This is a genomic window from Thauera sp. AutoDN2, assembly GCF_051280715.1.
Classification (GTDB): domain Bacteria; phylum Pseudomonadota; class Gammaproteobacteria; order Burkholderiales; family Rhodocyclaceae; genus Thauera.
In genome coordinates, this window is the sequence record NZ_JBNCAR010000005.1 from 60,645 (window position 1) to 73,713 (window position 13,069).

Sequence of the window (13,069 nt, forward strand, 5' to 3'; positions counted from 1 at the left end):
ATCCCTACCAAGGCACCACCTGATTCAGGCGTTATCGCTATTTAACCGCCAATAATAGGTGACTTTCTCTGCACAAGCATTCCTACACTGCCGATATTCAACCTATATCCGGCAGGAGACCTGAAATGCACGTCATCGTACTCGGCAGCGGCGTCGTCGGCACCACGACAGCATGGTATCTCGCGCAGCAAGGTGCACAGGTCACCGTGATCGACCGCCAACCTGGTGCAGCCCTCGAGACCAGCTTCGCCAATGCCGGTCAGGTATCACCCGGCTACTCCACGCCCTGGGCCGCACCCGGCATCCCGCTCAAGGCGCTCAAGTGGCTGTTTCAGCGCCACGCCCCACTCGCCATCCGCGCCGATGGCAGCCTCTTCCAGTTGCGCTGGATGGCGAAGATGCTGGCCAACTGCTCAGGCGCACGCTACGCGGTGAACAAGGAACGCATGATGCGCGTCTCGGAATACAGCCGCGACTGCCTGCGCACGCTGCGCGAAACGACCGGCCTGCACTACGAAGAGCGCAGCCGCGGCACCTTGCAAGTCTTCCGCACCCAGGCGCAGCTGGACGCGGCGGCACGCGACATCGCCGTGCTCGATGAGTGCGGCGTACCCTATGAACTGCTCACCGGCGATGATGTGGCGCGGGCGGAGCCGGCGCTGGCGCAGCGTCCCAGCAGGCTCGCAGGTGGCCTGCGTCTGCCCAACGACGAAACCGGCGACTGCCGCCTATTTACCGAGCGGCTCTCACAGATGGCAGAGCAGGCGGGGGTGCAGTTCCGTTTTGGCGTGGAGGTGCGCGAGTTGGTGCAGCGTGGTGGCCACATTGCGGGCGTACGCATCGCCGGCAATGACGCTCAGGCGGAAAACGAGCTGCTTACCGCTGACCGCTACGTGCTCGCCTTCGGCAGCTATTCGCGCCCAATGGCTGCCAGCCTCGGACTGGATCTCCCGGTGTACCCGGTGAAGGGTTATTCGCTGACCATTCCGCTCATCGACGCAGCCCGGGCGCCGGTATCGACCGTGCTCGACGAAACCTACAAGGTGGCCGTGACCCGCTTTGACGACCGTATCCGCGTCGGCGGCATGGCTGAGCTGGGCGGCTTCGATCTGCGCCTGAACCCGCGCCGCCGCGAGACCCTGGAATTGGTGGTAAGCGACCTCTTCCCGGGCAGCGGCGCGGTGGACAAGGCCGAGTTCTGGACCGGCCTGCGTCCGATGACGCCCGACTCGACACCAATCATCGGCGCCACGCCCTTCCCGGAGCTGTTCCTGAACACTGGGCACGGTACTCTGGGCTGGACCATGGCCTGCGGCGCCGGCCAGCTCGTGGCCGATCTGGTCACCGGCCGCCAGCCCGCAATCCGTCACGAGGACCTGGGCCTCACCCGTTACCACGGCGGGAACGCCGGGCGGCAACCCCGGACGGAAGGCGGCCGCATGCTAGGCACCGCCTGATCCCGGGCGCCCCCCGCCCCAGCGGCATTGCAGGCGAGCGCATTTCCCCGCACCATCACGCGTTTACCCGTATCGCCCCGCCCCCGGAAGCCCACATGCGACCTGCACGCGCCCTCGTCGACCTCGCCGCGCTACGCCACAACTACCGCATCGCCCGCCGCCTGCATGGCGGTCGGGCGCTTGCCGTGGTGAAGGCGAACGCCTACGGCCATGGGGCCACGCGCTGTGCGCAGGCGCTTGCCGATGAAGTGGACGGTTTCGCGGTGGCCTTTCTAGACGAAGCCCTCGCGCTGCGAGAGGCCGGCGTCGTCGCCCCCATCCTGCTTCTTGAGGGGGTTTTCGACGCCGCCGAGCTGATGCAGGCGGCCGCACACCGACTCTGGATCGTGGTGCACCACGAAGCACAGCTGCGCATGCTGGAGACGACGCCGCTCGACCATCCGCTGCAGGTCTGGCTGAAGGTGAATAGCGGCATGAACCGCGCCGGCTTCACGCCCGAAACCACCTCGGCCGCCTGGCAGCGCCTGCGCGCCTGTGAGCGGGTGGGCGAAATCACGCTCATGACCCACTTCGCGCGCGCCGATGAGCCTGGCGAGCAGGCAACGCTGGAGCAGATCACACGCTTCGACGCGGCGACAGCCGGCCTGCCCGGCGCGCGCAGCCTGGCGAACTCTGCGGCCGTCCTGGGCTGGCCGCAGGCAAGACGCGACTGGGCGCGACCCGGCATTTTGCTCTACGGTGCCGACCCGATGCCCGACGCCGCACACGGCCTGCAGCCGGTGATGACGCTCGAGAGCGCAGTCATGGCGACACGGGAGATCGGGTCGGGCGAGCCGCTCGGCTATGGCGGGCGCTTCGTGGCCCAGCGACCGACCCGCATCGGCCTGGTCGCCATGGGCTACGCGGACGGCTATCCGCGCGTGGTGCCGGACGGCACGCCGGTCACGGTGGACGGACGGCCGTCTCGCGTGATCGGGCGGGTGTCGATGGACATGCTTACGGTCGACCTCACGGACCACCCCGGCGCACGCATCGACAGCCGGGTGGAACTATGGGGCAATGAGGTTGCGGTCAACACCGTGGCGCAGGCCGCAAGCACGATCGCCTACGAGCTGCTGTGCAACGTGAAGCGCGTACGCTTCGAGTACCGCGACTGAAGGTATTCCGGAATGACCGTGCCGGCGACGGCGCGGCCATCCCGGCAGGCATCACTGCCGCACGCGGTCGATGACCACCGTCACTCCGGAGGCGTCGGGGGCAACCGGCGCACTCTCCCCTTCGAGATCACCCGCACGCGCAGTGGCGTCACCGCCCTTGGCCACCCGCGCCGCGATCACCACGCGCTCGGGCACCGCTGCATCGCCCATCATGAGTGTGGCGCCGTCGAAGTCGAACGCCAGGGGCAGTTCCCCGCCGGTGAAGCGCAGCGCAGCCAGCGGCGGACCGCCCGCCTCGCCGCGCACGAAGACGAACACTGTGTCCCCGGCCGCAACCTGGTCCGCCAGCGCCCCGGCGAGTTCGAGCCGTCCGGCAACTCTGAGCGCGGAGGCACCGACCGCCGCCGGCGCTGTACCTTCGTTCTCACCCAGCGGCGGCATCCCGGCCTTGGCGCGCGCGTCGTTGATACTGGCACGCACGCCAGCCGCGGCTTCGTCACCGGAGGGGATCTGAACCAGGATCCGCTCCCAGTACTCCGCCGCCCCCTTGAAGTCCTTACGCTGGTAGGCGGCCGTGCCGGCCAGTGCGAGCGCCTTGGGATGGCCGGGAGCGGCCGCAAGCGCGCGCTGAACCAGTTCGGCCGCCTTGCCATCGAAGCCTTCCATCGCGGCCACCACGTCCGCCCAGTCGGCGAGTACATTGGGATTGTTCGGCACCACGCGGTCGAGCTGCTCATAGGCAGTGGAGGCTTTGGGCAGGTCCTCGAGCACCAGATAGGTGCGGGCGAGCATGGCCCAGCCTTCGGCGTTATCCGGCTCTTCCTTCAGGCGCGCCTCGAGCGAGCCCACCATGTCCTGGATCTGGTCCTGCGTGAAGCCTTGCTGGGTGGCGACGTTCTCGGGGTTCAGCGCATCGGGCTCGCCGATCACCAGGTAGGCGCCGATGGCCGCAGCAGGAATGGCCAGGCCCACCATCACCGCCCAGGCGCGGCTTGGGCGGGTATCTGCGGCCTCCGCTACCTCGACCGCGGCCTCACCCTCTTCCAGCGCGCGGCGCTCGAGTTCCTCGCGGCTCTTGGCGTGGCTGGCGGCATCGATTTGTCCTGCGACCAGTTCGGCGTCGAGTTCGGCAAGCTGCTCACGCAGCACCCTGAGCGCCACGGTACTCTGGCGCGCCTCCTCGCGGCGGCGTCGCGCGCCCACGCCCAGCAGCGGCGGCAGGACCAATAGCAGAGCGCCGGCCAGGAGCAGGCCGGCAAAGACGATGAAAGCGGTCACGAACGGGACTCCGGAGATGCGTTATCTTGCTCGTCGGCGCGCTCGAGCAGCGCACGCGCGCGCTCACGGTCGGCTGCCGACAGGCCGCGGTCGGCCGCAAGCTCGACGCTACGCCTACGCAGCCGGTACGCCAGCCAAGCGGCGCCGCCGATGAGCAGCGCGAGGGGACCAAGCCACAGCAACAACGTGGTGCCCTTGAAAGGCGGCTCGTAGAGCACGAAGTCGCCATAGCGCTCGACGAGATACTCGACCACGTCATCCTTGCTCTTGCCAGTGGCGAGCTGTTCACGCACCTGGTTGCGCAGATCGACGGCGAGCGGGGCGTTGGATTCGGCGATGGACTGGTTCTGGCACACCAGGCAGCGCAACTTGTGCGACAGCTCCATGGTGTCTGCTTCCAGTTGCGGATCGGCAGCCACCGTAGGCGCTACCGAGGGATCAGCGTCGGCCGCGTGGCTCGCGGGAGCGAGGCCCAGCGCGGCGCCCAGCATCAGCCAGGCGAGGGAACGACGCAGGAAGGACGGCATGTGCTCAGCCCGCACGGCGCAGCTCCTCGATCTTGGGCATCAACACGTTCTGTAGCGAATCAGGCGTGATCGGACCGATGTGCTTGTATCGGATGCGACCTTCGCGGTCGATGAGGAAGGTCTCGGGCACGCCATAGACGCCAAAGTCGATACCGACCCGGCCATCGATGTCCATCACCGAGACCATGTAGGGATTGCCGTGGTCGCCAAGCCAGCGCTGCGCGCGCTCCACGGCCATGGAGGTCTCGGCCTCGAGCGACAGACCACGAGCGTTGATCGCGCCGTCACCGCGCACCTCCTTATAGTTCAGCCCCACCACCGGCACGACCTTGTCCTGCGCCATGCGCACCAGCAGCGGGTGCTCCTGCCGGCAGGCCACGCACCAGGATGCCCACACGTTGAGCAGCCACACCTCGCCGCGCATCTCCTCGAGGGAGAACTGGGTCTCGGGGGCATCGAGGCGTGCGAGGCTGAATTTCGGTGCAGGCTTGTCGATCAGCGGCGAGGGCACCTCGCGCGGATTGAGGGTGAGGCCGAAGGCGAGGAAACCGGCCAGGCCGAAAAAGAGCAGCAGAGGAACGAGAAACTTGGCTTTCATGGAAGTCCTTGCAAATCGCGCTCAGGCCGAGGCCGCAACGCGTTGTCCCGCAACCGCCCCTGCATCACGCGCGGCAAGGCGACGGTAGCGGACGTCCGCGGCGGCGAAGATCCCGCCCAGACCCATCAGCACGCAGCCCAGCCAGATCCAGCTGATGAAGGGCTTGTAGTAGAGGCTGACGATCCAGGCGCCGTCCTCGAGCTGCTCGCCGAGCGAGACATAGACGTCGCGGAAGGGACCAATGTTGAGCGAGGCCTCGGTCATCGGCATGCCCTGCGCCCAGTACAGGCGCTTTTCAGGCGTCAGGGTGTCCATGACCTCGCCGTCTCGCACCAGCTCGATCCGCCCGCGCGCGGCGGTGTAGTTCGGCCCCTCGATCTCCTCGGCGCCGCGGAAAACGAAGGTATAGCCAGCAAGTTCGGCATGCTGGCCTTCGAGCATCTTCACGTCGATGTGACGATCCAGGCTGCCGACCATCGTCACGCCGATGATGAACACGCCCACACCCAGGTGCGCCAGCCACATGCCCCACCACGACGCGGTGATCAAGCGCAGGCGCACCCCGGCGGATGCGCCGGCGCGGTCCTTGAGCCGGCGCGCGAGCAACTGGAGGCTGGCAAGCACGACCCAGGCCGCAAGCGACAGGCCAAGCGCCGTGCGCCAGGTCAGATGATCCACCGCCACCGCCGTGCCGACGCCGATGATCACGCTGGCGATGAATGCCGGCGCCACCTTGCGCACGGCAGCAAGCAGGTCGTCGTCCTTCCACCGCAGGAAGGGGCCGAACATCATCAGCACCACCACCGGTGTCATCAGCGGCACGAACACCGCCTCGAAATAGGGTGGGCCGACCGAGATCTTGCCGAGGTTGAGCGCGTCAAGGAAGAGCGGATAGAGCGTGCCGAGCAGCACCGATGCCGAGGCCACTGTGAGCAGCACGTTGTTCGCCAGCAGCGAGGTCTCTCGCGACACCAGGGCGAAGCTGCCACCGCCGGTCAGTTTGTTCGCGCGCATCGCGTACAGCAGCAGCGAAAAGCCAATCACGATCACCAGCAACGCGAGGATATAGAGGCCACGCTTGGGGTCGGTTGCGAAGGCATGCACGCTGGTGATGACGCCCGAACGGACAAGGAAGGTGCCGAGCAGCGACAGCGAGAAGGCGCCGATCGCCAGCAGCACCGTCCAGCTGCGGAAGGCCCCGCGCTTTTCGGTGACGGCGAGCGAGTGCATCAGCGCGGTGCCGAGCAGCCAGGGCATGAAGGAAGCGTTCTCCACCGGATCCCAGAACCACCAGCCACCCCAGCCGAGCTCGTAGTAGGCCCAGCCGGAACCGACCGCGATGCCGGCGGTGAGGAACACCCACGCGATCGTGGTCCACGGCCGCGACCAGCGCGCCCAGGCGGCGTCGAGCCGGCCCGAGAGCAGCGCCGCGATCGCGAACGCGAAAGCCACCGAGAAGCCGACGTAGCCCATGTAGAGCAGCGGCGGGTGGATGATCATCCCCGGGTCCTGCAGCAGCGGGTTGAGGTCGCGCCCCTCGCCCGCACCCGGGAGCAGGCGGTCGAAGGGATTGGAGGTGACCAGCGTGAAGGAGATGAAGCCCGCGCTGACCCAGCCGAGCACGCCGAGCACGCGCGCCATGAAGGCTTCGGGCAGGTGGCGCGAGAACACCGTCACCGCCACCGTCCACAGCGCCAGCGACATCGCCCACAGCAGCAGCGAACCCTCGTGGTTGCCCCACACGCCGGTGATTTTGTACATCAGCGGCGTGGCGCTGTGCGAGTTGGTCGCCGCGAGTTGGACCGAGAAGTCGCTGGTGACGAAGGCCCAGGTCAGGCAGACGTAGCTGAAGACGATGAAGAAGAACTGGCCCTGCGCTGCCGGGCGACCGACAGCCATCAGGGCCATGCTGTTGCGATGCGCGCCGACCAGCGGCACCACCGCCTGCACCAGCGAGAGCACCAGCGCGAGGATGAGGGCGAAATGTCCGAGTTCGGGAATCATGTCACTGGCTCAGCGTCTGTGCGGCTTTCTGCGCCTGCTCCACGGCGTGCGCAGCTTCGGGCGGCATGTAGTTCTCGTCGTGCTTGGCGAGCACCTCGCTGGCGCGGAACACGCCGGCCTCGAGCTTGCCCTGCACCACGGCGCCCTTGCCCTCCTTGAAGAGGTCGGGGAGCGTGCCCTTGTAGGTCACCGGGATGACCTTGGCAGTGTCGGTGATGGCGAACCGCACCGTGACGCCATCGGCCTCGCGTGCGATCGAGCCATCCTCGACCATGCCGCCGATACGGAAGGTCTTGCCCACCGGCGCCTTGCCTTCGGCAACCTCGGACGGCGTATGGAAGAACACCAGGTTCTGCTGGAAGGCGCTCAGCACGAGGGCCACCGCGGCGACGAGCAGTGCGACGCCTCCACCCACGAGCATCAGACGCTTGCTACGAGCTTTCATTGTTCCGACTCCATGGCGGGCACGAGGCCTTCGCCGTTACGCTTTGCTGAATCCTTGCCGACCGCACGCCGCCAGCGCAGCAGGCGGCGAACCGTGTCCTTCCGACGCTGGAACACGAGCACGAGTTCCAGCGCGATCAAAGCAAAAGTGACGCCATAGCTGCCCCAGACGAAAAAGGCGGCGCCATCCATGTCCCAGAACGCGGACCAGCTCTCCCACTGCCACTGCATCAGGCACGTCCTCCGCTGTTGAGGGCACCGGCCGGCGCCAGCCTGTCGAGCTCGGTCGCCACCCATTCGGTGTGGCGCTCACGCTCGAGGATCATCGGCCGCACCCGCCACAGCACCACCGCGATCGTGTACATCCACGAAGCGATCGCCATCACCAGCATGCCGGCAAGCATGGTCGCGGCCATCGACGGCGCCTTGTTCAGGCTCACCGAGGCGCCCTGGTGCAGGGTGTTCCACCACTGCACCGAGAAATAGATGATCGGCACGTTCACCGCACCGACCAGGGCGATGATGGCGCCAGCGCGGTCGCCGCGGCGCGGGTCCTCGATGGCACGCGTGAGCGCGATGAAGCCGAAATAAAGGAAGAGCAGCAGCAACTGCGAGGTAAGTCGCGCGTCCCACACCCAGTACGCGCCCCAGGTGGGCTTGCCCCACAGCGCTCCCGTCCATAACGCGACGAAGCAGAACATGGCCCCGGTGGGCGCCAGCGCCTGGCTCATCACGAAGGACAACCGCGTGTTCATAATCAGCCCCACCGCCGACCAGAAGGCCATGATCAGGTAGATGAACATGGACATCCAGGCCGCCGGCACGTGGATGAAGATGACGCGATAAACCTGCCCCTGCGTCGCATCGGTGGGCGCGACGAAGAACCCCAGCCACAGACCCACGAGCGTGAGCGCCACCGCGAGCGCAGCGAACCAAGGCGCGAGACGGCCCGCGAGGGGATAAAAGTGTTGCGGCGCGGCGAAGCGCCAGAGGCTGCGGCCGCGTTCGGGTCTTGTCATGCTCGGATACTTCGCTCACTCGGTCGGTCGGGCCGCCTCGGCGCCCCGACCCAGTCGTCAATCGGTCGATATTCTCAATGCAGCGGCACAGGCTAGCGGTGCCAGTGCCAGCGCACCCGCAAGCCCACCTCCCAAAAGCAGCAGGTGTGCCGCCGCGCCCGTACCGGAAAGCTCTGCCTCAACCGCCCCAGCGCCGAAGATCAGCACTGGCACGAACAGCGGCAGCACCAGCAACGCCAGCAACATGCCGCCGCCACGCAGGCCCAGGGTCAGCGCCGCACCCACCGCACCCAGCAGTGCGAGGATCGGCGTACCGAGCGCCAAACTTAGTACCAGCACTGGCAAACCGCCTTGCTCCAGGTCAAGCAGCAAAGCCATGCCCGGCGCCACCGCCACCACCGGCAGCCCAGTGCTGATCCAGAAAGCCAACACCTTGGCCATCACCCACAGGGCAGCCGGTTCCCTGGACAGGAGAAGTTGCTCCAGAGTTCCGTCCACGTAGTCCTGGGCGAACAGCCGGTGCAGCGACAGCAAGCAGGCGAGCAGTGCAGCAACCCACAGCACGCCCGGCGCAATCGCGCGCAGCTGGTTGGGCTCGGCGCCCACGCCGAAGGGAAACAAACACACCACGATGACGAAGAAGGCCAGCGTCACCAGCACGTCGGCACGACCGCGCCAGGCGAGCAGTAGGTCGCGGCGCAGCACCGCGAAGAAGGTGCTCAGCATGCGAAGGCCCCCACGTCGAGCACCTCGGGCGGGCGCGCGAAGGGCGCATCCTGATGCGTGGTGAGCATCACCATGCCACCCGCAGTGCAGTGATCCGAAAGCGTCGCGGCAAGGTCGGCCACCGCATGGACGTCGAGTGCGGTGAAGGGCTCGTCGAGCACCCAAAGCGGACGGCGGGCGGACAGAAAGAGTCGCGCCAGCCCCACGCGCCGGCGCTGGCCTTGAGACAGCACGCGAGCGGGCAGGTCGAGCTGGTCCTCCAGCCCGATGCGCACCAGCGCGTCGATGCAGGCCTGCGCTTCGGCCCGGTCACCCGATGCGGCGCAGGCAAAGCGGAGGTTCTCGAGCGGAGTCAGCAGGTCGTTGAGCGCGGGCGCATGTCCGAGATAGAGCAACTCGCCATGAAAGGCCTCTCGCTCGCGGCGGATCGAAGCGCCACGCCAGCACACCTCCCCCGCCTCAGGCATTGCGAGCCCGGTCACCAGTCGCAACAGACTGGTCTTGCCGACGCCGTTGGGACCGGCGACGCGCAGCAACCCGCCCGCCTGCAGGCGGAAGGCGAGTTCGCGAAACAGCAGGCGGTCACCCTTCAGGCAGGCGAGATCAGCGACTTCGAGCATGGGGACGGATTGAACCACAGGCGTGGCCGGTCGCGCCATCCTGCCGGCCCTGCGGGGAGCGGGAACATGGCCTCACACCCGCATCCGCTCCACGGCCCACACCGCCGCCTCCACGCGCGAACGCAATGCCAGCTTGCGCAGGATGTGCTTCACATGCACCTTCACTGTGCCCTCGGTGATGTCGAGTTCGCGGCCGATCTCCTTGTTGGACAGGCCCGTGGCGATTTTCTCGAGGATACGCGTTTCCTGCTCGGTGAGACCCGCAGCCTCGGGCGACTGCGGGCGCGATTCGCTGCGCAGCGCGGCAACGAGAAGCTGATTCAACTGCTCGGGAATCACCACCCGCCCCTCAACTATCGCCCGCAGCGCCTCAAGCATGGCTTCCGGCGCCATGTCCTTCAGCAGGTAACCGTCCACTCCGCAGCGCAGGGCCGCAACCACGTCCTCACCCGAGTCCGAGGCGGTAACGATTACGACCTTCGCCCTCAGTCGCGCTGCGCGCATGGCCCGCAGGGCCTCGAGACCGCTCAGTTCCCGCATCGCGAGGTCGAGCAGGACGAGATCCGGATCCAGAGACAAGGCAAGGTTCAGGCTGTCCGTACTGCCGGCGGCCTCGGCCGCGACATGCATGTCAGGAGCCTGATGAAGGAGTTGCACCATGCCCTGCCTGAACAAGGGGTGGTCGTCGAGGATCAGCACGCTTCTGCAGCGGAGCATCAGGCGAGGCCTCCAGCGTCCATGGAACGACGGCCGGTACAGGACGGGACCTTCGCGCAGTGGCATACGACCCTTTTTGCTGGCGCTGTAGACATACCCCTTTCACCTGTTCAGGCCGGCTCATGCGCCTGCCAAATTGTATAAACGCCAATTATTCATAGTCTTGACTTTACATATACATACCTCCAAAGAGGTATGCATTACATCACGCTCTGCTTTTATACCAATCGCATTTGACGTACACGCAAGCGATGGTCGTCTAATCTACAGAGAGTTCGTAGCCGTCCGCAGGAGACCCGCATGGCACAGACCGTCCCCTACATCGACACGACCGACCTTCTCGCACGCTGCGCGCCCTTCAACATGCTCGACAGCCAGGAGCGCGCCCGCATCCAGGCCGCGACACGCCCGATTCATGCTGCGCGCGGCGAACTGCTCACCCAACAGGAGTCCTGTCCGCGCGGCATCCACATCGTGCTTTCCGGCAGAGTGAAATGCTTCATCCTGTCACCGTCCGGTGGCGAGAAGATTGTTCGCCTCGCTGAGCCGGGCAGCTTTTTCGGCGAGGAGGCGGCGTTGCTCAACCGTCCACACCTCGCCAACGCCCAGGCCATGTGCACAAGCGAGCTTCTGCTCGTACCTACCGCATCGCTGAGAGAGGCGATGGTGACCTCGACGGCCTTCTCGGTGTCCATGGCGGCTCATCTCGCCGCTGCGAGCTACGACCTCATGTCCACGATGCAGGTTCAGTTCCAGCTCAGCGGCACACAACGGGTAGCGCACTACCTGACCCGGCTGGCCCCGGACGACGCTGAGTGCTGCGAGATCCGGCTCGACACCGACAAGCAGACCATCGCCGCGCAGCTTAACCTGACCCCGGAGACCCTCTCGCGCATCCTCGCCCAGCTCGCGCGCGACGGCATGATCCAGCAGCGCGGTCGACGCAGCATGGTCCTCAACAAGTTGTCGGCGCTGCGCGACTGCGCGGCACACTGAACGACAATCTGGAGCACAGCACGCCTCAGCGCGCCACCGCGGACGGCTCGAGCGGCCGGACCTGAGCCAGGTGTGCCGGCACGGCGAGCCAGCGAGCAAACATGCGCCACAGGTCGACATCGAAGCAGCGCGGCGTGGTGACAGCGCGCTCGCGTAGTGCGACTTCGCCCGCTTCGGCATCCACGCTGCCCAAGTGGCACCAGCGGTCGAACAACTGAAGTCGGTGCCGCCCGCTCACTGCATGCGTCTCCTCGACCGCCACTGCTCCACCCCACGGCCAAGCCCTCGGCCCGACCCCTTCGAGGGCACCTGCCAGGCGCGCGTCGTGCTCGGCGGCGCTTTCACGCCGTGCACAAACGCCCGCACAGCGCCGGGACCCGTGCGCGGAACACGGCCCCGTCCCGCCCTCCAGGCCCAGCCTTTGCGGGCACAGGCGGTACAGCATCGCAAGCTCGCGCAGCACATTGTCCGCTTCGCGCCGATTGCGGAACACACCATATTGACCACTCCATGCGGCCGGATCCGTGCCGGCCACCGGCACGGCCTCGAAGATCGGCGGACGCTTCCGGTTGGGCAGCAGGCGAAGCGCAAAAGCGCCATCCGCGGGCTCATGCGGGCGGTTGAAGCGGGGCTGGAAATTGCGCAGCAGAGCTGCTTCGCGCAGCGACGTGTCGAGCTCGCCGGCCGTCTCGACCCACTCGACGCGACGCACCCGCGCAGCCAGTTCCGCGTCCCGACCCTTGCGCGCCGCCGCACCGAAATGCTCGCGCACCCGTGCGCGCAGGCTCTGCGCACGTCCCACGAACAGCGGCACCTCGCGCCGCCCGGCCATGGCTTCAGGCTCGGCGTAGAACAGGTACAGCCCGGGCACGTCGGGTATGGCCTCCAACTCGCCTTCGGCCAGCCCCGGCGGCTGGGCAGGCGCCTTCATGGCTCGCGCCACTGCACGCGCGAGGATCTCCTCCGGAAACGCCGCCTGCACCTGACGGACGAACTGCCACAGCACATCCACATCGCCCATCGCACGATGGCGGATCGTACACACCAGCCCGTGACGCTCGATGAGTGCGTCCAGTCCGTGCTTGTGATGCTGTGGGTATAGCGCGCGCGAGAGCTTCACCGTGCACAGCACCTCGGCGTCGAAGCTCCGACCGATGCGCTCAAACGCGTTCTTGATGAAGCCAAAATCGAAGCGTGCACTATGGGCGACAAAGACGCAGCCCTCGAGTAGTCCTGCAACCTTGTCCGCCACCGTATCAAAGGTCGGCGCATCGGCGACCATGGCATCGGAGATACCGGTGACTTCCTCGATCAGTGGCGGAATCGGCTGGCCGGGCGCGATCAGGCTTTCCCAGCGCGCACGCACCTCTCCGTCCTCCACGCGCAGGATGGCGATCTCGGTGATGCGGTCGCGCACCGGATGCGCACCGGTGCTCTCGACATCGATGATGGCGAATCGCCGCGGCAGACTCATGCGTCAGGGCCGCAGACGGAATCGAACAGCCGCAAGCGAATCCTTCAGGCCG

General features: G+C 66.8%; 14 protein-coding genes. 3 read left to right on the forward strand and 11 right to left on the reverse strand.

Features of this window, described 5'->3' with window-relative positions:
* Positions 1 to 125: 125 nt before the first annotated feature.
* The gene (locus ACPT9U_RS04795) at positions 126 to 1,457 is read left to right on the forward strand and encodes a D-amino acid dehydrogenase (RefSeq protein WP_435750077.1); all 1,332 of its coding nucleotides are present in this window, start codon (positions 126 to 128) and stop codon (positions 1,455 to 1,457) included.
* Positions 1,458 to 1,552: 95 nt separating this feature from the next.
* Entirely contained in the window at positions 1,553 to 2,614 is a 1,062-nt protein-coding gene (gene alr, locus ACPT9U_RS04800; protein ID WP_435750078.1) for an alanine racemase, read from the forward strand.
* A 51-nt stretch (positions 2,615 to 2,665) separates the two neighbouring features.
* Here the strand turns inward: alr and ccmI are convergent, their stop codons facing one another.
* The 10 genes from ccmI to narL all read right to left on the reverse strand — a co-directional run bounded on the left by ccmI (position 2,666) and on the right by narL (position 10,547).
* Positions 2,666 to 3,892: a c-type cytochrome biogenesis protein CcmI gene (gene ccmI, locus ACPT9U_RS04805; protein ID WP_418364014.1), complete on the reverse strand. Its 1,227-nt coding sequence runs from the start codon at positions 3,890 to 3,892 to the stop codon at positions 2,666 to 2,668.
* Complete coding sequence (locus ACPT9U_RS04810) at positions 3,889 to 4,383, reverse strand: cytochrome c-type biogenesis protein (protein ID WP_418364093.1); 495 nt, start codon at positions 4,381 to 4,383, stop codon at positions 3,889 to 3,891. The genes ccmI and ACPT9U_RS04810 overlap by 4 nt, the downstream gene beginning before the upstream one ends.
* Before the next feature lie 40 nt (positions 4,384 to 4,423).
* Entirely contained in the window at positions 4,424 to 5,017 is a 594-nt protein-coding gene (locus tag ACPT9U_RS04815) for a DsbE family thiol:disulfide interchange protein (protein WP_418364015.1), read from the reverse strand.
* Between the two features lie 21 nt (positions 5,018 to 5,038).
* Positions 5,039 to 7,021 (reverse strand): heme lyase CcmF/NrfE family subunit, encoded by a 1,983-nt coding sequence (locus tag ACPT9U_RS04820; protein ID WP_435750079.1) that lies wholly within the window; start codon positions 7,019 to 7,021, stop codon positions 5,039 to 5,041.
* Position 7,022: 1 nt separating this feature from the next.
* On the reverse strand, positions 7,023 to 7,466 hold the full coding sequence (gene ccmE, locus ACPT9U_RS04825) for a cytochrome c maturation protein CcmE (RefSeq protein ID WP_418364017.1): 444 nt from the start codon (positions 7,464 to 7,466) through the stop codon (positions 7,023 to 7,025).
* On the reverse strand, positions 7,463 to 7,696 hold the full coding sequence (gene ccmD, locus ACPT9U_RS04830; RefSeq protein ID WP_418364018.1) for a heme exporter protein CcmD: 234 nt from the start codon (positions 7,694 to 7,696) through the stop codon (positions 7,463 to 7,465). Before ccmD ends, ccmE begins: the two co-directional genes overlap by 4 nt.
* A complete protein-coding gene (gene ccmC / locus ACPT9U_RS04835) occupies positions 7,696 to 8,484 on the reverse strand; it encodes a heme ABC transporter permease CcmC (RefSeq protein WP_418364019.1) in 789 nt (262 codons plus the stop codon). Before ccmC ends, ccmD begins: the two co-directional genes overlap by 1 nt.
* A 57-nt stretch (positions 8,485 to 8,541) precedes the next feature.
* Positions 8,542 to 9,210, reverse strand: coding sequence for a heme exporter protein CcmB (gene ccmB, locus ACPT9U_RS04840; protein WP_435750080.1), 669 nt, complete (start codon positions 9,208 to 9,210; stop codon positions 8,542 to 8,544).
* The gene (gene ccmA, locus ACPT9U_RS04845) at positions 9,204 to 9,830 is read right to left on the reverse strand and encodes a cytochrome c biogenesis heme-transporting ATPase CcmA (protein ID WP_435750081.1); all 627 of its coding nucleotides are present in this window, start codon (positions 9,828 to 9,830) and stop codon (positions 9,204 to 9,206) included. Before ccmA ends, ccmB begins: the two co-directional genes overlap by 7 nt.
* Before the next feature lie 72 nt (positions 9,831 to 9,902).
* Complete coding sequence (gene narL / locus ACPT9U_RS04850) at positions 9,903 to 10,547, reverse strand: two-component system response regulator NarL (protein WP_418364022.1); 645 nt, start codon at positions 10,545 to 10,547, stop codon at positions 9,903 to 9,905.
* 300 nt (positions 10,548 to 10,847) lie between these two features.
* Here narL and ACPT9U_RS04855 point away from each other — a divergent pair, with 300 nt between their 5' ends.
* Positions 10,848 to 11,543, forward strand: coding sequence for a Crp/Fnr family transcriptional regulator (locus tag ACPT9U_RS04855; protein ID WP_418364023.1), 696 nt, complete (start codon positions 10,848 to 10,850; stop codon positions 11,541 to 11,543).
* 25 nt (positions 11,544 to 11,568) lie between these two features.
* On the opposite strand, the gene ACPT9U_RS04860 is transcribed toward ACPT9U_RS04855, so the two are convergent.
* Positions 11,569 to 13,017, reverse strand: a complete 1,449-nt coding sequence (locus ACPT9U_RS04860; RefSeq protein WP_418364024.1) for an exonuclease domain-containing protein — start codon at positions 13,015 to 13,017, stop codon at positions 11,569 to 11,571.
* Between the last annotated feature and the right edge of the window lie 52 nt (positions 13,018 to 13,069).